At 43.6% G+C, this 21609-nt stretch carries 20 protein-coding genes and 1 pseudogene; 10 read left to right on the plus strand and 11 right to left on the minus strand.

What is annotated here, in order from left to right; all coding sequences use genetic code 11:
* The first annotated feature begins 22 nt into the window (after nucleotides 1-22).
* The 5 genes and pseudogenes from GTW09_RS13735 (at nucleotide 23) to GTW09_RS13755 (ending at nucleotide 7556) form a co-directional block, all read left to right on the plus strand.
* Nucleotides 23-1258: an anhydro-N-acetylmuramic acid kinase gene (locus GTW09_RS13735; protein ID WP_163112352.1), complete on the plus strand. Its 1236-nt coding sequence runs from the start codon at nucleotides 23-25 to the stop codon at nucleotides 1256-1258.
* A gap of 133 nt (nucleotides 1259-1391) precedes the next feature.
* Entirely contained in the window at nucleotides 1392-2513 is a 1122-nt protein-coding gene (locus tag GTW09_RS13740) for an alkene reductase (protein WP_163112353.1), read from the plus strand.
* Between the two features lie 202 nt (nucleotides 2514-2715).
* Nucleotides 2716-2943, plus strand: a complete 228-nt coding sequence (locus GTW09_RS13745) for a ChaB family protein (protein WP_163112354.1) — start codon at nucleotides 2716-2718, stop codon at nucleotides 2941-2943.
* 146 nt (nucleotides 2944-3089) lie between these two features.
* Nucleotides 3090-3990: pseudogene (locus GTW09_RS13750) on the plus strand (ABC transporter ATP-binding protein).
* Between the two features lie 11 nt (nucleotides 3991-4001).
* Entirely contained in the window at nucleotides 4002-7556 is a 3555-nt protein-coding gene (locus tag GTW09_RS13755) for an ABC transporter permease/M1 family aminopeptidase (RefSeq protein WP_163112355.1), read from the plus strand.
* A 101-nt stretch (nucleotides 7557-7657) separates the two neighbouring features.
* Here the strand turns inward: GTW09_RS13755 and GTW09_RS13760 are convergent, their stop codons facing one another.
* Nucleotides 7658-8104: an SRPBCC family protein gene (locus tag GTW09_RS13760; RefSeq protein ID WP_163112356.1), complete on the minus strand. Its 447-nt coding sequence runs from the start codon at nucleotides 8102-8104 to the stop codon at nucleotides 7658-7660.
* A 176-nt stretch (nucleotides 8105-8280) separates the two neighbouring features.
* Nucleotides 8281-10092 carry a trans-sulfuration enzyme family protein gene (locus GTW09_RS13765; protein WP_163112357.1) on the minus strand — a complete coding sequence of 604 codons (1812 nt, stop codon included), beginning with the start codon at nucleotides 10090-10092 and terminating at the stop codon, nucleotides 8281-8283.
* Between the two features lie 133 nt (nucleotides 10093-10225).
* Between GTW09_RS13765 and GTW09_RS13770 the strand changes: the two genes are divergently transcribed.
* Nucleotides 10226-11215: a D-2-hydroxyacid dehydrogenase gene (locus GTW09_RS13770; RefSeq protein WP_163112358.1), complete on the plus strand. Its 990-nt coding sequence runs from the start codon at nucleotides 10226-10228 to the stop codon at nucleotides 11213-11215.
* 3 nt (nucleotides 11216-11218) lie between these two features.
* Here the strand turns inward: GTW09_RS13770 and GTW09_RS13775 are convergent, their stop codons facing one another.
* From GTW09_RS13775 to GTW09_RS13805, 7 genes are all read right to left on the minus strand, one after another.
* Nucleotides 11219-11797 (minus strand): glutathione S-transferase family protein, encoded by a 579-nt coding sequence (locus GTW09_RS13775; protein ID WP_163112359.1) that lies wholly within the window; start codon nucleotides 11795-11797, stop codon nucleotides 11219-11221.
* 143 nt (nucleotides 11798-11940) lie between these two features.
* Nucleotides 11941-12285, minus strand: coding sequence for an iron-sulfur cluster insertion protein ErpA (gene erpA, locus GTW09_RS13780; RefSeq protein WP_071980485.1), 345 nt, complete (start codon nucleotides 12283-12285; stop codon nucleotides 11941-11943).
* Between the two features lie 82 nt (nucleotides 12286-12367).
* Entirely contained in the window at nucleotides 12368-12742 is a 375-nt protein-coding gene (locus GTW09_RS13785) for a sensor histidine kinase (protein WP_163112360.1), read from the minus strand.
* A 46-nt stretch (nucleotides 12743-12788) separates the two neighbouring features.
* Nucleotides 12789-13043, minus strand: coding sequence for a cell division topological specificity factor MinE (minE, locus tag GTW09_RS13790; protein WP_071980488.1), 255 nt, complete (start codon nucleotides 13041-13043; stop codon nucleotides 12789-12791).
* Nucleotides 13043-13852, minus strand: coding sequence for a septum site-determining protein MinD (gene minD, locus GTW09_RS13795; RefSeq protein WP_071980489.1), 810 nt, complete (start codon nucleotides 13850-13852; stop codon nucleotides 13043-13045). Before minD ends, minE begins: the two co-directional genes overlap by 1 nt.
* Nucleotides 13853-13883: 31 nt before the next feature.
* Nucleotides 13884-14699, minus strand: a complete 816-nt coding sequence (gene minC, locus GTW09_RS13800) for a septum site-determining protein MinC (protein WP_163112361.1) — start codon at nucleotides 14697-14699, stop codon at nucleotides 13884-13886.
* 286 nt (nucleotides 14700-14985) lie between these two features.
* Complete coding sequence (locus tag GTW09_RS13805) at nucleotides 14986-16365, minus strand: class II fumarate hydratase (RefSeq protein WP_163112362.1); 1380 nt, start codon at nucleotides 16363-16365, stop codon at nucleotides 14986-14988.
* Nucleotides 16366-16756: 391 nt separating this feature from the next.
* Between GTW09_RS13805 and azu the strand changes: the two genes are divergently transcribed.
* A complete protein-coding gene (gene azu / locus GTW09_RS13810; RefSeq protein WP_071980492.1) occupies nucleotides 16757-17221 on the plus strand; it encodes an azurin in 465 nt (154 codons plus the stop codon).
* A gap of 155 nt (nucleotides 17222-17376) precedes the next feature.
* Here the strand turns inward: azu and GTW09_RS13815 are convergent, their stop codons facing one another.
* Entirely contained in the window at nucleotides 17377-18102 is a 726-nt protein-coding gene (locus tag GTW09_RS13815; protein WP_163112363.1) for a DUF6776 family protein, read from the minus strand.
* A 119-nt stretch (nucleotides 18103-18221) separates the two neighbouring features.
* On the opposite strand from GTW09_RS13815, the gene GTW09_RS13820 reads away from it, so the two are divergent.
* From GTW09_RS13820 to GTW09_RS13830, 3 genes are all read left to right on the plus strand, one after another.
* Complete coding sequence (locus GTW09_RS13820) at nucleotides 18222-19898, plus strand: chloride channel protein (RefSeq protein WP_163112364.1); 1677 nt, start codon at nucleotides 18222-18224, stop codon at nucleotides 19896-19898.
* A gap of 1 nt (nucleotide 19899) precedes the next feature.
* Nucleotides 19900-20328, plus strand: a complete 429-nt coding sequence (locus tag GTW09_RS13825; RefSeq protein ID WP_071980495.1) for a CopD family protein — start codon at nucleotides 19900-19902, stop codon at nucleotides 20326-20328.
* Nucleotides 20329-20543: 215 nt separating this feature from the next.
* Nucleotides 20544-20735 carry a hypothetical protein gene (locus GTW09_RS13830; protein WP_071980496.1) on the plus strand — a complete coding sequence of 64 codons (192 nt, stop codon included), beginning with the start codon at nucleotides 20544-20546 and terminating at the stop codon, nucleotides 20733-20735.
* A 34-nt stretch (nucleotides 20736-20769) separates the two neighbouring features.
* Here the strand turns inward: GTW09_RS13830 and GTW09_RS13835 are convergent, their stop codons facing one another.
* The gene (locus GTW09_RS13835; RefSeq protein WP_338024964.1) at nucleotides 20770-21432 is read right to left on the minus strand and encodes a UPF0149 family protein; all 663 of its coding nucleotides are present in this window, start codon (nucleotides 21430-21432) and stop codon (nucleotides 20770-20772) included.
* Nucleotides 21433-21609 lie beyond the last annotated feature (177 nt).

A 21609-nucleotide genomic window follows, 5' to 3' on the forward strand; every position in this document is an offset into this window, starting at 1 on the left:
AGCAAAACTAAAGGCCCGGTAAATGGCCAAGTACATCGGTTTGATGTCTGGAACAAGCATGGACGGCGTAGATGCCGTCCTTTGCGATATAACCAGAGATTCTTGCAATACGCTAGCTGCTTACTCTCTACCCTACCCCAAGGAACTTCTTGTTGCGCTTAACGCATTGTGCGTAGAAGGCGCAAACGAACTTAATACGCTAGCCGTGGCCGATAGGCTTGTGGCAGAGGTGTTTGCCGACGCTGTTAACTCGCTGCTAAAGCAAGAGAACCTATCTCCTTTTGATATAACAGCCATTGGATCTCATGGGCAAACAGTCAGACACCATCCTAATTGCGACGTGCTTTCGGTAAGCTTTGGCAAAGACAATATACGCGGTTTCACGTGTCAAATTGGCGATGCAAATACGTTAGCAGTATTAACGGATATTGACGTAGTCGCCGACTTCAGGAAAAAAGACATTGCACTGGGTGGGCAAGGCGCTCCTCTTGTTCCCGCTTATCACAATGCGGTTTTTTCACACCCATCAAAATATCGAGTTTTGGTAAATATTGGCGGTATTGCAAACATTACGGTTCTCTCGCCGAGTAAACTTCAGCATTCACCTATGGGTTTTGACACCGGTCCAGGTAATACCTTGATGGACAACTGGATTCGACTGCATCTCAACAAAACATACGACAGCAACGGTGAGTGGGCGTCCACAGGCACTGTAAATGAAGAGCTGCTCACTCACATGCTTAAGGATAAGTACTTCGCGCTGCCATTTCCTAAAAGCACAGGGCGTGAGTATTTTAATATAGATTGGTTGAGCAATTACCTTTCCTCTTCATTTGCGGCCCACCCGGGCAAAGAGGACGCCAGTTCAGAAAATGAAAATAGTAAAGAAAACGGGCTTCAGCCATGTGATATACAGGCAACTCTTTTAGCATTAACTGCGCACACAATATCTGACGGTATTCAGCACGCGATTAAAGAGACTTTGAGCAAAAACGGTAATGCTGTAGCTGAGGGCATTGAAGTTATAGCCTGTGGCGGTGGAGCTTTTAACCGCGAACTCATGGACCACCTCACCATAGCCTTACCAAATTATAAGGTTTTGACTTCGCACACGTTAGGTATACACCCGCAACATGTTGAAGGAGCCGCGTTTGCATGGCTAGCTTTTGCGAATTTAAATAATATTAAAGGAAATGTGCCTCAGGTTACTGGAGCCAGCAGAGCCGCGGTTCTAGGGGCGCTTTATAAAAAAGAGTAACACGCCCTAGCTTTTACAGACTCAAAACATCTTTATTATAAAGTTTCGCACTAATATCACCTATTGAATCAATCCAAGTTACACCCACCTAAGTATTCACTACGACTAAAGTAGAAACCATAAAGGATACTTAATGACAGATTCAGCATTATTCCAACCCATTGAATGGGCTGGAAAGACATTGCAAAATAGAATGGTACTGGCGCCTATGACCCGAGGCCGCGCAGGAAATGAAAACATTCCTAACAAAATTATGGGCGATCAATACGTTCAGCGTGCCGACGCAGGGCTCATTATTTCCGAGGCTACATCAATATCCCCTGAGGGCGTGGGCTGGGTTAATGCGCCGGGTATCTATACCGACGAAATGGTAGAAGGCTGGCGCTCAATAATAAACCGCGTACACAACGCTGGCGGTAAAATAGTATTACAGCTTTGGCATACTGGCCGCGCTTCGCACAGCGACTTCCACAACGGTGAACTGCCGTTTTCAGCCTCGGCCATAAAAATTGAAGGCGACGAAATCCATACGCCCAAAGGTAAAAAGCCTTACGAAGTACCTCGCGCTATGACGGCCGATGATATTCAGCGCACGGTAGAAGACTTCAAAAAAGCGGCGATAAATGCAAAAGCGGCTGGCTTCGACGGTATCGAAGTTCATGCGGCTAATGGTTATCTCATAAATCAATTTTTAGATAGCCGCAGCAATCAGCGTGATGATGCGTATGGCGGTAGCTTAGAAAACCGTTACCGCTTTCTCTCTGAGGTAATGGATGCCGTGCTTAGCGTTTGGCCAGCACAGGATGTGGGCGTTCGTCTCTCGCCAAACGGTGTATTTAACGACATGGGCGCAGACGATTACAGAGAAACGTTCACCTATGTTGCTCAGCAGCTGAATAAACTGAAAGTAGGCTACCTACATGTTATGGACGGATTGGCGTTTGGTTTTCACGAACGCGGCGAGCCAATGACCCTAGCAGAGTTCAGAGCCTTGTTCGACGGTCTAATTATCGGTAACTGTGGTTACACAAAAGAAGAAGCTGAAAAGCGAATTAGTGATGGCGATGGTGACATGATTGCGTTTGGCAGACCATGGATCACTAACCCCGACCTTCCAACGCGCTTTAAGAACGACTATCCGCTTACACCATTTGATGACCCATCCACATGGTATGGTGGCGACGAGGAAGGTTATACCGACTACGAAACCTATGAGGAATCTAGCGGTAAAGAGGCGATGTCCTCGCTAACCTAACCCTCACTACCATAAAGTCATGCTCAAAAGCGCCTAATCGTTTTACTGCGATTAGGCGTTTTTATTTGAGGTACCCGCCCTAGCCGCCACATCATTTGTAATCCTTTTTATCACAGAGCTGTAAAAATTGAATAGTACGCACGGCGATACTGATAAGCACTGTGGCTTTTAACGCTACCGTAATCACTGAATGGAGAACGTTATGCCCTACGATAAAAAAAGCGACTTACCTGAACAGGTTCAAGATAACCTACCCTCTCATGCCGAAGAAATTTTCAAAGAGGCATATAACAATGCCTATGAACAATATAAAGACCCGGACGATAGAGATGGTGATGACTCACGAGAAGAGGTTGCCTTTAAAGTAGCTTGGTCGGCAGTAAAGCAAAAGTATGAGAAGAATGAAAACGGTGATTGGGTGAAGAAATGATAAGACCTACTGTCTTTTAATGCGCCGCTTGGCAAATTAACGCAGAAAATTTTTGTCATTCAATAAATTGTTACAAGTTGCCAGTAGCTATTAAGTAGGAGTACTGTAGTGTAAGTGTACACAATTTAATCAAGGGATTGATCCTCATGCTTTCCATTAACCAACTTACAAAAACCTACTCTAACGGCGTGCGTGCCCTCGACGGTATTAATTTAAGTATTCCTAAAGGAATGTTCGGTCTTTTAGGGCCAAATGGCGCTGGCAAATCATCACTAATGCGCACTATTGCAACCTTGCAGGCACCAGATTCCGGCAGTATCACCTTTGACGGTACCGACGTAATTGCGAGTCCCAATGAATTGCGTCAGCGTCTTGGTTACCTGCCACAAGATTTTGGTGTTTACCCTAGAATAAGCGCAGAAAAACTATTGGACCACCTGGCCATTTTAAAGGGGCTAAGTAACAAAGCCGAACGTAAAGAAGCAGTACAAGGCCTATTGGTACATACCAACTTATGGCAGCACCGGGATAAAGCAGTAAGCGGCTATTCAGGAGGAATGCGACAGCGGTTTGGAATAGCTCAGGCATTACTAGGCGATCCAGATTTAATTATTGTAGATGAACCTACCGCTGGGCTGGACCGCTGGGCTGGACCCAGAAGAGCGTAACCGATTCCATAATTTACTGGTGAGTCTTGGTGAAGAAAAAGTGATTATTCTTTCCACACACATAGTTGATGATGTCTCGGAGTTGTGCCCGAACATGGCCGTTCTCGGGCAGGGTCAGATCCTTCTCGAAGGCAATCCTATAGAGCTGACCTACCAGCTAAAAGGACGCATTTGGTGTAAGCAAGTCAGTCTTGAAGAACTAAAAGAAATTGAACAGCAGTACAGCCTCATTTCATCGCGCCTTATAGCTGGAAAACATGTTGTTCATATCATGGCTGATGACGCACCGGAAGGGTTTGAAGCCGCACCGGCAAATCTCGAAGACGTCTACTTCTCAACGCTTTACGAATCTCGTAAAAACGCCGCGAAAGCAGCATAAGGAGAGCTGCTATGTTTTTAAAGACGCTTGGTTTTGAATGGCGATATTATCTGCGTCAGCCATCTTTTATCGTTACTTCCTTAGTATTTTTCCTATTGCCGTTTTTAGCTACCGCAACAGACGGTGTGCGCATTGGCGGTGGTGGTAATGTACTTTACAACGGCACCTATGCCATTGCGCAAACCATTCTAATTATGGGAGTTTTTGCACTCTTTTTACTTGTGAATTTTATCGCTGGCACCGCTACTCGTAATCATACTTCACAAATGAGTGAGCTAATCTACACGAGGCCAGTTAACCCTCTGCAATATCAACTGGGGCGTTTTTTAGGAGCGTTGCTGATAACGTTAACGGTGTTTGCAACTGTGCCATTGGGAATTCTAGTTGGCTCACTCATGCCATGGGTTGACCCAGAGCGCGTTGGTCCTACAAATTTTAGTTTTTACTTAACCGTGTTTTTCTATATTACGGTTCCAGGCTTTCTAGCCATGGGTATGATTTTTTATGCGTTGACGCAGCGAGTACGCTCAATGATGGCCGCATACCTGACCGCATTAGGCGTATTTATTGTGTACGTGGTAGGTGGAACGCTCACCAGCGAACCTGAATATCGCGAGATAGGCGCTTTACTTGATCCATTTGCCTTACGCACTTTTGGCGAACTCAGCCGCTATTGGACTGTGTTTGATAAAAACCAAACTGTCATAACGCTGGAAGGAGTTTTGTTGCAAAACAGGCTAATTTGGCTTGCTATCGGCGGTATAGTGCTGGTTCTATTCGGTAACTTATTCTCTTTCAAATGGCAACAAGGTAACAAAAAAATAAGGCCGACAAAGGCATCGAGAGTGCCAGCCCCAAGCGGTAACCGCATTGATTACCAAGCTTCTGCAGCACACCAGTGGCAAAAATTTATAACAACACTGGGCTTTGAAATGCGCCAGGTTTTGTTCAGCCCAGCCATGATTGTGCTGATGTTATTTAGTATTTTCCAACTCTCTTCTTTGTATGCTGTTCCTTACGGTGGGCTATATGGCACAGACAACTGGCCGCTGACACAAACTATGACGGGCGCTATCGTGGACAATTTTGGTTTAACCATGATGATTGTGCTGATTTACTACAGCGGTGAAATTGTGTGGCGTGAACGCACCAGCGGAATGGGTGATATTATTGAGTCTACCCCCGTTTTTAATGCGGTATTCTGGGTGTCGAAGCTTCTATCTATGTGGGCTGTACTATCCGTGTTATACGCGGTAGGCATGGTTTTTACTATTTTCTTCCAGCTTTCCCAAGGCTATAGCAACCTCGAACTGGGCTTGTATATCAGTCAACTCTTCTATGTTGAGTTACTGCCTTGGATGTGGATAACAGTCCTGGTGTTTTTTATTCAAGTGCTTAGTCCAAATAAGTACTTAGGCATGTTGATCGCTTCAGCCTATTTAATTTCTTCTCTCGTACTTAATCAGATAGGTATAGAGCATAACATGTGGGCAATTGGTGGGGCACCAAACGTGTTATATTCCGACCTGAACGGCTATGGATGGTTCTTAACCGGCTTTAACTGGTACATGCTCTACTGGGGCGCATTAAGTCTGGCACTATCGGTGGTAGGCTATGGCCTTTGGCAACGCGGCCCTGAATCTAAGCTTAAAGATCGCGTTAAGTTGCTTGGCTATCAATTAGGTAAAAGCGGCAAAAGCTTGTTAGCAGCCAGCCTAGTAGTATTTATAGCTAGCGGCGGCTTTATTCATTACAACACCAAAATTCTCAATGAATTTGTAGGTCGAGATGAGGGTCTTGACAGGCGCGCTGAATACGAGCAAAAGTTCGTAGAGTTTGAAAATGCCAACATTCCGGTAATCACCAAAGTAAATGCGTTGGTGGATATCTACCCTCACCAGCGCCGCATTGAAGCTTCTGCTGAAGTAGTGGTTAAGAATAAGCAAGATACTCCTATCAGTCGCGTTTTAGTGTCTTATCCGCAGCATACTCCAGAGTGGAATATCGATATACCCGGCGCAGAAATTGTGGAAATGATGCCAGAATACCGTTCAGCGTGGCTTGAATTCAAAAAGCCGTTGGCACCTGGTGCTGAAATCGCTGGTAACATTAGTGTTGTGAGGGATCACGCAGGCTTCAAAGATCGTGATTTCGATGTTGCTTTGGCCGAAAACGGCACCTTTATCGACAACTATTCACTTTTCCCCGTGATGGGGTTTCGCAGCGACTTGCTAATTAATGACCGCCATGAGCGTCGTAAACGGGGTTTACCTGAAAGGCCAAGAGCCAATAAGCTTGAAGATAGCAGTAAGTATTCACAAAGCTTTTTTGGCAAAGGCGTCGACTTTATAGACTTTGAAACCACCGTTTCAACCTCGCCAGAGCAGATCGCCATTGCCCCTGGATACTTGCAAAAAGAGTGGACAAAAAACGGCAGGCGCTATTTTCATTACAAAATGGATTCACCCATGGTGGCATTTTATTCTTTTTTATCTGCCAAACATGAAGTGAAACGCGATAAGCACAATGGCGTAAACATTGAAGTGTATTACGATGCTAAACATTCCTGGAATGTGGATGTGATGATACAGGGCGTAAAAGATTCACTGGACTACTTTGAAGCTGAATTTGGTCCTTATCAACATAAGCAAATGCGTATTATCGAATTTCCTGGCTATCGCTCTTTTGCACAAAGTTTTGCCAACACAGTGCCCTATTCTGAAAACATTGGCTTTATTGCAGATTTGCGCGATCCCGAAGCTATCGACTACGTGTATTATGTAACGGCTCATGAAGTAGCACACCAATGGTGGGGGCATCAGGTGGGCGCTGCGGATGTCCAAGGTAGCGCTATACTGTCAGAGAGTTTGTCTCAGTACAGTGCGATTATGGTGCTGAAAAAGCGCTACGGCGACAACCAGATTCGTCGCTTCCTGAAATACGAGCTAGACAGCTATCTGCGTGGAAGAAGCGGAGAAATACTCGAAGAAATGGCCTTTATGCGCAGTGAGAACCAACAATACATCCATTATCGCAAAGGCTCGGTGGTGATGATGTCAATTCTGGATCGTCTTGGTGAAGAGCGCTTGAATACGGCGCTTAAACAGCTGGTCGATAACTTTCGCTTTAATTCTAATCCATACCCCACTACGTTAAATCTACAGGCAGAACTCAATGCGGTTGCTACGCCCGATGAGCAAGCATTTATTGCTGATTTATTTGAACAAATCACCTTATATGACTTAAAACTAGATAGCGTAACTGTTGAACCGTTAGGTGATACTTATGAAGTTACGCTCTCAGTTAGTGGAGCGAAGTTCGCTGCCGACGGACAGGGCATGGAAACTGAACAACCTCTTGATGAGTCGGTTGATATTGCTATTTTTACTGTCGAGCCATCGGAGTTGCAGGATGACAGTCAAATACTCTACAAGGCGAAGCATAAGATCGTGAGTGGTGAAAATAAAATTACCGTGACCGTATCTGAAAAGCCTTACTATGCTGGGGTCGACCCATTCGTGAAACTTATTGACCGTGACAGCGGCGATAACGTCAAAAAATTATAAGCAACGAAAAAAGCCGGGCAAATTCAAAACCCGGCTTCTATACTTGCCTCTTGTCAGTGAACGAAGCTCAACGGCAGTGATATTGCAATGGCCACGAGAAATTAATTCAACGCTTTTTGTCTATCGGCTAATACCGCTAGTTTTTCCAAACATGACATCCATGCGTATTCATGCTGATCGCACTCTTCTTTATTAACGAAGCCGCTTTGCATTAACACTACGTTTATGCGATCCGGCTCCACTTCATTAAAATGGATGTTTACGGAAGTAATATGAGACTCGTCTAAGTTATCTTCCCACGCCCATGAAAAAGCCAATTGCTCATCGGTGAGTATAGTTACGTATTCGCCTGTTAGAGACATTTCTGCACCGTTTGGCTCCATCATCTTAATTCGATATCGTCCGCCTTCTTTAAAATCGTTCATCACTTGCGTAACTGAGCAGTTACCCGGCGCAAACCATTGTGACAAATATTCGACTTCATGAAATGAAGCATAAATAAACGAAAGAGGTGCAGTAAACGTAACGTCTATGGTGAATTGGTACATAAGTTGGCCTTATTGATTAAGCAAAACCCGAGCTTGTTGATAATTAGCTTACTGATAATAAACTCTTGATAATCATGAATTCAAAAAGCTCAGGAATTGCGCTTTACAGCACGCATTTGTTCTCAGTATCGGCCATACATAAGCGTTGCTTTAATAAATGTTCCCATTGCTATGTTTCAACTCTGTGTACTCATAAGCGATGCCATACTGGGTTTACTGCCAAAGTGTTGTGCGCACACTCGCTCACTTACACGTAAATACAGTTCATCAATAGCTTCATTACTCATAAATTCATCACTGAAACCTGGTGCGCCGGCATCAATAAAGTGTCGTGCAGCTAAAATAAAGTGAGCTATAAGTTGCTTAACGTTATCCGTCCCCATGGCAATACGCATGGTAGTAAGCTCTATACCTGCTTTTTTCTGTTCTTCAGCACTTAGCTCAGAATGCGACGTTAATGCAGGGCACAGCACGATAGTGTTGTTCTGCCCAATACTCACCTGATGGCTAAATGCAGGCTCTAGTGCATCGAAAAAGCGGGTAAATACATCTCTCGTTAAACCTGCAGGAGCCATATCAATAGTAAACAATGTACATGGCCATCCGTGGGCATGCTGTTTTTCGCGAAGTCCGGCATTACTGTGCTCTGGCAACGCATGGCAATTTACTCTTATGAGGGGATGAGAGCTTAAAAAGGCAGTGAATACCTCTGTATTAATCACCTTAGTCATCATACGCTGTTCAAGAGTTTTCATACCGTTAAGCACGTCAAACGCCTTTTCTGAATCAAGAAAGGCACCTTTTATGTAGTACACATCCCAAAACATGGTTTGCGACCAATCAACTCCATCTACACTGCTTCCTTTAGGTTGGAACATACGGTGACCTTGGCCAATAACAACACCTGCGGTAGTGGCGCCGCTACCACATAAATCCTTGGTATAACTATGCACCACGTAGTCAGGTCGGGCTGCTTTATTTTTATGCTGCAAAGGTTGATGTAATACTGGGGTGGCCAACGTTGAATCAAGCATCACTAACGCCCCTTCGGCGTGAGCAAGTTCACTGATGCCAGGAACATCGAGAACGTAACCGTGCGGATTACAAGGAGACTCCATGTAGACATGCATCGATGCCCCCTTGTTTAGGCGCTCAGCATACTGCTGCTTGGTTTGCGCCATAAAGTCGGCGAAACTTTCTTTGTCGTAGCCATCAAACCAAGCAATCTGAATATCCATTCGATTTGATCTGGCAAAGTAATCGTGAAGCAGTTGGTAAACCCCGCCATAAACATTCCTAGATACAATTAGCACATCACCGTGGCTTAACACATTTGATAACATGGCGTCGATAGCCGCCATGCCTGAGTTAAAGTTCCATGCAAGGTATTCAGAAGCATAGGGGCCTGCTTCCATGTCTACAATGGCGTTGGCTAGTGAAATATTGGTGGGGTTTAACAAGCGCGAGTATATTTGGTGCGTAAATTCTTTGCCTTGAAACGCGTCGTCTACCCATTCGGTGCAGGCATACACATAGGTTGCCGTTCTCACAACCACGGGAGTGGCCGAAAACAGCGCGGTTACGTTGTCAAATAACGGGTAATGCCCTTGCGATCCATTACCACTCGATAAGCTTTGATAGGTAGCACGAAATGGGTTTTGTAGGGTGTCTAAAATTTTAGCGATTTGAAAAGATAAAAATTTCTTGGCGTTGAAGTATGCCACCCTATCCTCTTTATCTAGAGATTGAAGGGTATTACTAGTAATATCCCAAAGCTGCACTACACTGGATTGCGCGCCATATAGGTGGTGCGCGGTTTGTGCTAAAGCCCTGCCGTAGTCGCTTTGTTCATCGATACCAAAGTGAGCGAGTTGTTCATTAACCAGCGCCTGTGTAGAGTCTGCTTTTGTGCTGTTGCGCTTAGGAGAAAGCACTTTGGCATGGTCTACCGAAATAGCCTGAAAGTTGTTAGTGTTATTCGACTGCATGATAATTCCGTTAAATGATGACACTTTTCATTAACGAAAATGTAAAACTATATTCACAACTTTAGAACAACCACCCATGCGATAATTGCCTCTTTGGTAGGAAAGAAAAGTTTACTTTATAAGTGAAGGTCTAATGAATTCAAGCTCTGACGGTGCACTTCAAATTACAATATTAAGCAAAGAGGCAAAGCAAATTGCTAGCGCCATTCTTGATAAGATGGGTAACGAAACAAAACATTGCCCTACCGAGTTTAAAAACCTGGACATTGTGGTTGCATCTAACAACCCTGAAGACGTAAATAAAGATAACGTTGAAGTCTTGCTAGCAGATCCAAACTTAGCCGCCAAGGTTATTCCTTATTGCCATAACCTAAAATGGTGTCAGTCTACATGGGCAGGAAATGCACCTCTTTTTCGTCTTGATAAAACCGATTATCAGCTTACTGGTTTAAAGGGCGTTTTCGGTGAATTAATGCGCGAGTATGTATTCGCTTATTTGCTGCAATTTGCCAGAAATATACCTGCATTTAGTAACAATCAAAGCAAACAACCTCCTGTTTGGCAGGCTGAATCCCGTCAGCCACTCAACGGGTTAACTTTAGGTATTATGGGCTTAGGGAATATAGGACAAGCGCTTATTCCGGTGGCCCACGCCTTTGGTATGAAAGTTATTGGCATGTCGAGAAGCGCTAGCAAGGTCGAGGGTACAGAAGCCATGTACCCCACTTCACAACTTAGTGCGTTTGCCAAGCGCGCAGACCATGTTGTCAATCTAATGCCAGACACTGAACAAACGAAAAATCTGTTGTCAGATAACTTTTTTCAACATCTTAAACCTCACTCCATTTTCATTAACGCAGGGAGAGGAAGCGCAGTAGATGATCGTGCGTTACTTGATGCGTTGAATAACAATAAGCTGCACCATGCGGTGTTGGATGTGTTTAGACAAGAGCCACTGCCCCCAGAGCATGCTTTTTGGCATCATCCGAAGGTTTCAATCACCGCCCACACAGCGGCAGAATCGCAGCCAGAAGATGTAGCTCAGGTGTTTTTAAATAACGCACAGCGCTTTAACAACGGACTGCCCCTATTGTATAAGCTCGACTTTGCAAAGGGCTATTAGTAATTAATACTCTATGCGTGGGTCTGTTGCAGTCACTTCAATCCTGTCTTGATGTTTTTCATGAAATATCAGTAACTCAGGGTAATCTCGCATGTCGTGTAGCTCTCGGAACAGTACCCAATCGACTAATGAGTAAAGGCATATTTCGGGGTAATTCCACCCGCTAAAAAGGCCCTTATTTATCTGGTTTGATAACGACGTTAACACTCCCTCTATACGCTCGCTCTGCAAATTAAAGTAAAATTTCTCCTGCGCTATATCGAAATCAGATCGCTTCAGCAAAAGCAGTTGTACAAATGAGTCGTTCGCAGCGTCAATAAGGGTTAATTGATTTTCAGCCTCCCATGTTAAAGGCTCGTATTGATATTTATCCGCGAGATAGTTGTAGATAATTCGGGAATCAAAAATTATTTCGCTGCCGTCTTCAAGGCAAGGTACTTTCAACGTGGGGTTACGAGAAGCTAATAGCTCCCTATCTGCACCAGAGAAAATCTGTAAGTTTAAAAACTCGTGATCTATTGAGGCAAGTACGATACGAATACGTCTAACGAAAGGTGACGTGGTAGAGCCATACAGTTTCATAAAAACGTCCTACAGCAAATCCATTGTATGGGTAAGTGTAGACACAAAAGGTACGGGTTGAAAATAGAATTTGATGAAAGGACTCTTAGAGCAGATACCATAAAGAGAGTAACGTGTACCTGCCCTATTTTGAACTACGCGCGTTATACGCTAAAGCTTGCTCCGCATCCACAAGTTGTTGTGGCGTTTGGGTTTTGTACTAAAAATCGAGAGCCTTCTAAGCCGTCTACGTAGTCAACAACACCACCAACAAGATATTGTAAACTCATGGGGTCGACCACTAAAGTGACGCTGTCTTTTTCAATCGTCATGTCACCTTCATTCACCTTTTCATCGAAGGTAAATCCGTATTGAAACCCAGAGCAACCTCCGCCCGTTACGTAAACGCGTAATTTAAGGTCTGCATTCTCTTCTTCTGTCACCAGCGCCTTTACTTTGCTTGCCGCTGCATCAGAAAACTCAATTGGCAACGCCGTTTCGACTGACATATTTACCCCTAACGTTAATGACCTATCACGATATTTTACTACGTCTCATTATCTAATACTTGATTATTTCAAGCAAATAAAGCTAGTTTAATTCGCTATTATCGTCGTTCGCCTGTTGCTCTATAGGTAGGGTCAACGTAAATACAGTCTCACCCGCTTTAAAATTCACCTTAATTTTTCCACCCAACACGTTAGTTACCCATTGATGCACAAGATGTAGTCCCAAACCGGAATTACCCGCAGCTCTCGCGGTTGTCACGAATGGGTCAAAAAGTTTGTGTTTAACATTATCAGAGACACCTTTACCGTTGTCTTTGTGTTCTATAATCACTTTATCGGTAACACGTCGAATTGAAATTACTATTTCATTATTTGAGTGAACATCAAAGGCATGCTCAACGCTATTTACGATAAGGTTTTGCAATGTCTGTGATAACACTCCCGGATAAGTTTTCATTGTTATATCACAGGGCAAATCAATGGCTAATGCTACCTTTTTCTTTTTAAGACTCTGGCAAAGTCACATTAAGCTCTAGCACGCTGCAGTCATCGTTGTTATCAAGCTGCACAGACACTTGGTCATCTGCTATGGCCACGTATTTGCGAATAACTTGGATAATCTCTTGCTGCATCATAGGCAAATAATCGGGTTCCGTACGCTTTCTGCGCTCATGTGCCACTATTATCTGCAAGCGCTCTTTGGCCACTGCAGCTGTGCTTGGCTTTTGCTTCTTTTTTAGCAGGTCGAAAATACCCATTACTTTCCTCCTAGTAGACGCTTGAAGAATCCTTTTTTCTCTGCATCAAGGAAACGATGTTCAACAGTTTCACCAAGCAGGCGCTTAACTGCATCTGTATACGCCTGCCCTGCATTTGCTTCTTCATCCAGTATGACAGGTTGGCCTTGGTTAGACGCTTTTAATACCGATTCAGATTCTGGAATAACACCGAGTAACGGAATGGCAAGAATTTCCTCAACATCAGCTACGCTCAACATTTCTGCTGTTTCAACACGTGCTGGGTTATAGCGGGTAAGCAGAAGATGCTCTTTTACCGCTTTACCCTGCTCTGCCCGCATAGATTTACTTTGTAATATACCAAGAATACGGTCTGAATCTCGCACTGACGAAACTTCTGGGTTGGTCACTACAATAGCTTCATCAGCAAAGTATAGTGCCATTTGCGCCCCTTGCTCGATACCTGCCGGAGAATCACAGATAATAAAGTCGAAGCTCTCTTTAAGCTCGTCTAGCACTGCCTGAACACCTTCAATTGTCAGAGCATCTTTGTCTCTAGTTTGCGATGCTGGCAAAATAAAGAGATTGCTAGTGCGCTTGTCTTTGATTAGCGCCTGCTTTAACGACGCCTCTTTATTAATCACATTAACGAAGTCGTAAACTACTCGACGTTCACAACCCATAATAAGGTCGAGATTTCTCAGGCCAACATCGAAGTCGATGACCACGGTTTTATGCCCAGCTAGCGCGAGTCCTGTGCTAATAGCCGCACTTGAAGTGGTTTTGCCCACGCCGCCTTTACCCGACGTTACTACAATAATCTTAGCCATTTACTTATTTCCTTTGTACGCGCACAAACCGTTAAACCAACGCTTCTATGCGTAGCGTATCTTCTTCTAAATATATTTGAGCAGGTTTCTTCCAACACTCGCCTTTAACGGTGTCGTGCATAATAAATTGCCCTGCAATTGACACGAGTTCTGCATCTAATGACTGACAGAAAACTCGAGCATTATTGTTTCCTTTCACACCAGCTAGTGCTCTACCTCGCAAAGTGCCATAAACATGAATATTGCCATCTGCGAGTAATTCAGCCCCTTCGCTTACCGATGCGGTTACCACTAAGTCACTTCCTTCGGCATAAACCTGCTGACCTGAACGCACCGGGCGCATAATTACTTTTGCGGGCTTTAATACAGGCACCACAGGAGTAGCCTCTACTTCAGGTGCACTGTAATTAACCTGACTGGCAGAAGGCGTTTTATTGTGATTGCCGGTGTTTTTACCTACCTCTGCTTGCTTAGCCCCTGTTTGCCTAGCCTCAGCCTGATTAGCAGCGTCGGCAGTTGAGGTATTGATGTCACTATCTGAGGTTTTGCTTTGACTAATATCGGCAAGACCAAGATCGTTTATCACCGGTCTTAACTCAGCCACGTCTCCTTTTACTGCCATAGGTTGAAGCTGCAGGCGTCTGCACAATGCAATAAGCAGCTCGAATTCTGTTGCCGAAAGCGTTTTTTGCAAATGTATAATAAGCGAGGAGCGCGTAAAAAACTGCGGAGCACTCGCTACTTTTGCCTCTAATTGAGATTCAAATACATCAGGATCAAAGTCGATTATTTCCAGTACAATGCTGGTAAGCGTTGTACCCTTCATGCGAAAGCACGTTTCTGTCATTTATTCTTCCCAAAAAGGCCCTAAAGACGCTGGTTTGACGGGCCCACAGTGTCCACAGCATGTTGTTGTGTCAACTGTAACAAAAATCCCCCACACAGCAACTATAAAGCGAAACTTACAGAAATAAACGTCTACTTATTGCACAATAAATAACAATAAGTTGCTTCCCCCTATTAAGTGAACAATAAGTAGGCAAACGAAAAAAGACGCCATGCTTGTCAGCAACAGCGCCTTTTAATATCCATAAATTTTGAAAACGTTAGTATCGGAAAACTTCAGTGAGGTATCACTTGTTTGACGTAAGCTTTTTAGGGTCTAGCAATGAAGCCAGTTCTTCTCTTGATAAGCTCGTCATCGACTCTGCAACATCGAGTATTGGTTTATTTTCTTTGTAAGCCACTTTAGCTATTTCTGCGGCTTTAGCATAACCAATAACGGGGTTTAAAGCGGTGACTAAAACTGGATTTCGATAGAGCGCATCTTCAATAGATTCGGAATTTACACTAAAGGTTTTAATAGCTTTTTCGCCTAAAAGCGATGCACTATTTGTCATTAATGAAATGCTAGACAGCAAGTTACTTGCAATCATTGGCAGCATTACATTTAACTCAAAGTTCCCGGACTGACCGCCTACCGTTATTGCAGTGTCGTTACCCATTACTTGAGCACTTGCCATCGCAACGGCCTCGGGTATAACCGGATTCACTTTTCCTGGCATAATTGAAGAACCAGGTTGAAGCGCCTCCAACTCTATTTCTCCTAGCCCAGCAAGTGGCCCAGAATTCATCCAGCGTAAGTCGTTCGATATTTTCATCAACGTTACCGCCAGCGATTTAACAGCACCCGACAGCGTAACCGCTGTATCTTGCGAGCCTATTAATGCAAAAAAATTATCTGCTGGACTAAATGATAAATCGGTTAAATCGCTCATGGTATTCGCAAACGTTGCTGCGAAGTTTGGGTGCGCATTAATGCCTGTGCCTACTGCCGTACCACCCTGTGCTAACGTTTGAATACCCGATTGCATTGCGCGTAGCGTGTTGAGTTGCTGTTTAAGTTGCGATGCCCATGAAAGTAAGCTTTGCGCCATGGTAACTGGCATAGCATCCATTAGGTGCGTACGGCCTGTTTTACAATATTGTGAAACCGACTCGGCTTTCACCTCAATCTGTTCCATTAAAGTTTCTACAGAGGGGATTAAGCGAAATGCGAGTTCTAATGCGGCGCTTACATGAATAGTGGTTGGAATGACGTCGTTAGAACTTTGTCCATAGTTCACATGGTCATTTGGATGGATTACTTCGTCTGCAAATTTACTGGCAACATTAGCAATAACTTCGTTAGCGTTCATGTTTGAACTTGTTCCAGAGCCGGTCTGGAAAACATCAACGGGAAAATGCTGCATCACATCGTCACTGTTTAACAGTTCATCACAGGCACGAACAATGGCGTTTCCTCTTGAATCACTAATAGCGTCAAGCTGCATATTGGCCAAAGCTGCTGCTTTTTTAACGGTAATAAGTGCGCGAATAAATGGCTCTGGCAATCGCTGGCCACTAACGGGGAAGTTATTGATAGCACGCTGAGTCTGCGCGCCGAATAGCGCATCATGCGGCACCTCTAATTCACCCATACTGTCCTTTTCAATTCGTGTATTGTTCGCCATGCCAACATCTCCTTCTTCAGTTAAAGCGTCTATTATTTGCAGCGGACTTTCTAACAATTTTGTAATCATATTAGGCGGTTTTGATCACTTTCGTTAAAAAGACTTTTCAAGAGTCTGTGTAATCACATCAAGACGAGCCAATAAAAAACAGCACATAAAAACGAGCTTTTTTTAACTACTCAATGGCACGTTTCACCCCGCCAAGGATATGAACCAACGAAGTGACGGCTATAGGGGTAAAGGCGAACAATTCGCTAACAAAACCAAAAATATTTTAATGATAACTATTATCAATAAGATGATCTTACACCATATCATCACGTAAAAAGTGTAGGTAAATTAATAGGCTGGGTAGTATTGCAGCCAAAACATTTTGAAAAGAGGTTCTTTTATGATTAAGAAAATTTTTGTTGGTACTGCACTGTCAATGGCAGCAATGTTGGCATCAACTAACGCCGCTTATGCAAATGAATGTGAGGTTACTGTTGAAAGTAACGATGCGATGAAATTTAACACATCGAACGTTGTAATTCCGGCAACCTGTGACGACTTCACAGTTACATTAAAGCATACTGGACAGTTACCGAAACAAGCCATGGGTCATAACTGGGTAATGACAACAAAAGCAAACGGCCAAGCTGTCGCGACTGAAGGCATGAGTGCAGGACTTGATAACAATTACCTTAAGCCCAACGATGCAAGAGTAATTGGTGCAACTGATGTTATTGGCGGTGGTGAAGAGACCACCACAACCTTTTCAGTCAAAGACTTAGATGCCAATGAAGAATATATGTTCTTCTGCTCGTTCCCGGGTCACATTGGCATAATGCAGGGTACAGTAACGGTTGAAGCATAACTTCCCTGCTAGTTAAGAGTTGTAAAACTGAGCCTTAAAAAACAAATAAATAAAAGTGCAGTGGCGATATCGCTACTGCACTTTTTTATTCGGTACTTTTTTATTCGGAACTCGTTTTTTATTCGGCAATTGCTTTTTTGAGAAGATTTTAAACGCTATAGCGTACTCACCGCGCCAGACGTTCCATCTACTTTTACATCATCCCAGCGCATAGAACGTTCGTAGCCGCCTTTACTTGTTTTGTAGCGATAAACTTCAGTTGTCAACATAATAGTCTCAGGATTGAAGTTCTCGGGCAGGGTAAACGTCACATTTACAGCCTGGAAAAATCGAAACCGATATTTAATGTTTTCTCCCACAAAACTGCCATCCCCGGAACTAAAAGTAACAGACTCACCCTCTTGTGTGCCTGCAATGCTCAATTTTAGAGAACCATTAATTACCGACTTTTGCTGACTGGGCTGAAGCAAAACCATTCTAAGCTGATACTGATTATCCCCTGCTGCATATAATTCAACATCCTCAGCTACAAATATTTTTTCTGACTTTTCTGGTGCAACTACCCTTTCGTAAAAGGTTAATAACTGCTGCTGCTCGTTAAGCTGTTGCTTTATATCCACCAAGGTTTTCGTTAGCGATTCATTTTCGAGTTGCGTAAGCTCAAGCTCTACATCTAACTGATTAACACGGGTAGTGAGCGTATTGTTTTCTGTCGATAGTATATCGATAGTCTCTTTCTGCGCGGTTACGGTCAGTCTGTCGCCTTCGTCCATATAGCGTGCTAGCTGATAACCAAAGGCAACCATTACCAGCATTAAAAACGCCATGAGCAGCGAAAACTTGTGGTTGCCTAAAAAGTGTTTGAGTTGGTCTGCTGTCATCGTTTACTTCATTAAAAAGTTTGTCATTGCTTTTAAATGCTAAGAGCCTATTCTTAACATTATGAAATTTAAGTGGTTGTGGTAAGCTTTAAATTACATTTACTTTACTGTATCACATCATGCGCTTTCAGGCTTTACGACAGGAAGTGGCTCACCCACGCACATCGGTTCAGCTATGCCTATTAGGTATTGTTGGCGGAACGTTTGCTGCGCTTATCATCATTTTATTTCGCCTTTGCGTTGATTGGCTTCGCGAAACCGGCGTGTCTACCTTGCAATCCTGGTTAGTTGAAGAGTGGCTAGTTTGGTTATTTATGCCCCTTATCAGCGTGTGTATTATTCTTTTCATCGCCTTTTTAACCGGCTTTAAACACTATAGATTGGGGATCCCATTCGTTATTCATAGAGTGAAATACTTCTACGGTCATATTCCTTTTCGAACTACTATTAACCAATTTTTTGGAGGCATGCTTGCACTAGCTGGCGGATTTGTTGTTGGCCGAGAGGGTCCCTCAGTCCATATGGGCGCATCAAGTAGTAGCTTGTTGGGGCAATGGCTTCGCTTGCCCTATAACAGCGTTCGTATTCTCGCCGGTTGTGGTATTGCCGCCGGAATTTCGGCTTCGTTTAACACGCCTTTCGCCGCGGTCATTTTTGTAATGGAAGTGGTACTGCGAGAATATAAAATACATATCTTCGTGCCTATCATGCTTGCCGCAGCCTGTGGCTCGGTGCTGGCCCGTATTGTTTTTGGCGAGGTTAACGAGCTTTCTTTTCTATCGTTCACCGCCTTTAGCCAGTGGATGTATTTGTATTTAGTTGTGCTAGGAATTTTGCTTGGCATGCTAGCGACTCTTTTCAATCGGCAATTAATGCGTGTAATGACATGGTTTCGTCCAGTTTCAATGGTATGGCGCTTAATCCTAGCCGCGTGTATTACAGGCTCTATTGGTGCTTTGCTGCCAGAAGCGCTAGGAGCCAACTTTATCGATGTTGAGCATTTATTCGCTAGCAACCCAGAAACCTTACTTTTAATAGCTGTTCTGGTTTTTAAAGTGGTACTTGCTGTTTTTGCTATCGGCTTAGGGATCCCAGGTGGCATTATCGGCCCGGTGATGGTAATTGGTATGTTAGCAGGCGCAGTACTCTTGCTTCCCTTGTCTTACTTTATTGATGTACCTGAATTCACGAACAGCTTTGCATTATTGGGTATCGCAGGAATGCTAACAGCAGTACTACACGCTCCGCTGGCTGCGCTTTCGGCAGTAATGGAGCTTTCCTACAGCCCGCAAATTATTCTTCCAGCCATGCTGGTAATTGTGCCTGCGTACGTAACATCAACGCAGTTTTTCAAAAATCGTTCGTTGTTTATTCTCCAATTAGACTATCAAAATCTTCCCTACGCCATTTCGTCAATTCGGGAAGCGTTAGAAAAAACAGGCGTTCTGGCAGCCATGGATACCAACTACAAGCTATTTAACGATGCACCAGAAAAAGCGCTTACCGATCATTTGGAGAAAGAGCCAACCAAAATTGTGATTCAGCAGTCTAAATTCGAAATTGATGTGCAATACAAGTTGGTGCAATACAATGTGAGCTTAGAGCACGATGCGGCGGCCTTAAGCTATTATCAAATGGAGGGGCTAAGTGCTCAAACTACTCTCCATGAAGTGTACGAACATCTTAAAAAATCGCGCTCTGGCGCAGTTTATATTTACGACCAAGACTTTAACGATATCATTGGCGTAATTACTTGGAATATCCTACAAAGCTTTTTGCAAAAGGCGAATTACTGACATGTACATTTTATGGTTCAAAGCACTTCACATCTTTTTTATGCTTGCGTGGATGGCAGGCCTTTTCTATTTACCTCGACTTTTTGTTTATCACGCCACTACCTCTTCTCAAGTCGTTAAAGAAGAATTTAAAGTGATGGAACGACGCCTTTGGTATTTTGTCACTCCCTTTGCCTTGCTCACTTTAGTGTTTGGCATTGCGCTTATTGTAAGTTACGGCGGCACATGGTTTAAAATGTCTGGATGGCTACATATAAAAATTCTACTTTTAGTTGCAATTTACGGTTATCACTTCTATTTGTTTACACTGATGAAACAGTTTGCTCGTGATGAAAATACCCACACGCCTCGCTTTTATCGAATACTTAACGAAGCGCCGGTACTCATCATTCTCGCTATTGTGTGTTTAGCTATTGTAAAACCATTCTAGCGCAAGCACTGAATTGCCTAGTTGCTCTACTTGTACTTGTATAAACACGCTAAAGACACGTTTTATCGTTTTTGCGTTCAGTTGCAGTGCTAAGTTAAACGGTTGGGCTTATCATAAAAATGCGGTTGGGCTTATCATAAAAATGCGGTTAGGCAAAAAATGGACAGGCGCAAAAATGTAGCGCTTCAGGTAACGAAAAAAGACAAGGACAGAACATGGACGAAAATAATCAGCACCTTAAAGAGTTACTAAAACAAACGGATATCGCATTTAAAGCGCTTATGCGTGAACCAAGCTCACTTACGCTTAACGAAGAATATGAACAGGCTAAGCTTGCCCTTGATGCTTATACGGCATCATTAAAGCAAACCATAAGTGAAAAACGTTTGCAGCAGCGTCAGCGTTAGTGAATGTTAAACCGAGGGCATGCTCTTACAACACTTACTCTTTCTCTTTTTTAGTAAACATTTCGAATTGATTGGGCAAAGCGCCCGCTAAATCGCCGGCAAGCGTCGTATAATCTTTTAGTAATGCAGGCAGCTGTTTTACAAGAATGGGTAGGTTTTTACTTAGCTGCTCAGCATGTTGGGGCTGTCGTTGCTGGTAAGCTAAATCTATATTTGCCAAGGTGGTGAAAAGCTTTAGACATCGAGAAAGCTGAACTTCTGGCGCTTCCCCCTCATTATTAGCTGCTTTTTCTTCTGCCTCTTCATGATTCAGCCTGTCTATGTTTGCCTGCTTTTGTTCAGCTAGCTGCCACGCGTTTTGCCACACAGGCTCTACGTTTTTGTGAACAATCAGCAGGCCATTTAACCACTGTGACAACGCAGTACTAGGTTTAATCATCTCCTCTTTACCTGTGTCTGTGGTAACAATAGTTTCGATACAGTGTGGCGGTAACGCGATACGCCCCTGTCGCATAAAGTCTAAATGCGCACGTAACCCATTCATAAGCGTATCGGCAAGAATATCTACATCACTGTCAACCAATTGGCTAGAAGCACTTTGAATAAGCCATGGCATCCACTGTTCTGGCATAGGTATTTCTGGGCAGGCGGCCACAGCGAATATCATACCATCGACTTTTTCTGCACTTGGGAGCACGTTGCAAAAGCTCTTTTTTTCCACTATTGGCCTAACAATATTTATGGGTAACTGATCATTCACTGCAGATTCTCATTTTGGGTTGCGTTATATATTTTGAAACGATAGGCTGCGCGCCTTTTTTTCCAATTGATATCATACTAAGGTCTGTTGACCCTAATAGAACATAACTAAGAG

Origin of the sequence: Alteromonas hispanica (genome assembly GCF_010500915.1) — a bacterium.
Classification (GTDB): Bacteria; Pseudomonadota; Gammaproteobacteria; order Enterobacterales; family Alteromonadaceae; genus Alteromonas; species Alteromonas hispanica.

What these genes read in the sequence shown, in the direction of transcription:
- GTW09_RS13735 (WP_163112352.1), top strand. Translation starts at nt 23, where the DNA reads ATGGCCAAGTACATCGGTTTGATGTCTGGAACAAGCATGGACGGCGTA.
- GTW09_RS13740 (WP_163112353.1), top strand. Translation starts at nt 1,392, where the DNA reads ATGACAGATTCAGCATTATTCCAACCCATTGAATGGGCTGGAAAGACA.
- GTW09_RS13745 (WP_163112354.1), top strand. Translation starts at nt 2,716, where the DNA reads ATGCCCTACGATAAAAAAAGCGACTTACCTGAACAGGTTCAAGATAAC.
- GTW09_RS13755 (WP_163112355.1), top strand. Translation starts at nt 4,002, where the DNA reads ATGTTTTTAAAGACGCTTGGTTTTGAATGGCGATATTATCTGCGTCAG.
- GTW09_RS13760 (WP_163112356.1), bottom strand. Translation starts at nt 8,104, where the DNA reads ATGTACCAATTCACCATAGACGTTACGTTTACTGCACCTCTTTCGTTT.
- GTW09_RS13765 (WP_163112357.1), bottom strand. Translation starts at nt 10,092, where the DNA reads ATGCAGTCGAATAACACTAACAACTTTCAGGCTATTTCGGTAGACCAT.
- GTW09_RS13770 (WP_163112358.1), top strand. Translation starts at nt 10,226, where the DNA reads ATGAATTCAAGCTCTGACGGTGCACTTCAAATTACAATATTAAGCAAA.
- GTW09_RS13775 (WP_163112359.1), bottom strand. Translation starts at nt 11,797, where the DNA reads ATGAAACTGTATGGCTCTACCACGTCACCTTTCGTTAGACGTATTCGT.
- erpA (WP_071980485.1), bottom strand. Translation starts at nt 12,285, where the DNA reads ATGTCAGTCGAAACGGCGTTGCCAATTGAGTTTTCTGATGCAGCGGCA.
- GTW09_RS13785 (WP_163112360.1), bottom strand. Translation starts at nt 12,742, where the DNA reads ATGAAAACTTATCCGGGAGTGTTATCACAGACATTGCAAAACCTTATC.
- minE (WP_071980488.1), bottom strand. Translation starts at nt 13,043, where the DNA reads ATGGGTATTTTCGACCTGCTAAAAAAGAAGCAAAAGCCAAGCACAGCT.
- minD (WP_071980489.1), bottom strand. Translation starts at nt 13,852, where the DNA reads ATGGCTAAGATTATTGTAGTAACGTCGGGTAAAGGCGGCGTGGGCAAA.
- minC (WP_163112361.1), bottom strand. Translation starts at nt 14,699, where the DNA reads ATGACAGAAACGTGCTTTCGCATGAAGGGTACAACGCTTACCAGCATT.
- GTW09_RS13805 (WP_163112362.1), bottom strand. Translation starts at nt 16,365, where the DNA reads ATGGCGAACAATACACGAATTGAAAAGGACAGTATGGGTGAATTAGAG.
- azu (WP_071980492.1), top strand. Translation starts at nt 16,757, where the DNA reads ATGATTAAGAAAATTTTTGTTGGTACTGCACTGTCAATGGCAGCAATG.
- GTW09_RS13815 (WP_163112363.1), bottom strand. Translation starts at nt 18,102, where the DNA reads ATGACAGCAGACCAACTCAAACACTTTTTAGGCAACCACAAGTTTTCG.
- GTW09_RS13820 (WP_163112364.1), top strand. Translation starts at nt 18,222, where the DNA reads ATGCGCTTTCAGGCTTTACGACAGGAAGTGGCTCACCCACGCACATCG.
- GTW09_RS13825 (WP_071980495.1), top strand. Translation starts at nt 19,900, where the DNA reads ATGTACATTTTATGGTTCAAAGCACTTCACATCTTTTTTATGCTTGCG.
- GTW09_RS13830 (WP_071980496.1), top strand. Translation starts at nt 20,544, where the DNA reads ATGGACGAAAATAATCAGCACCTTAAAGAGTTACTAAAACAAACGGAT.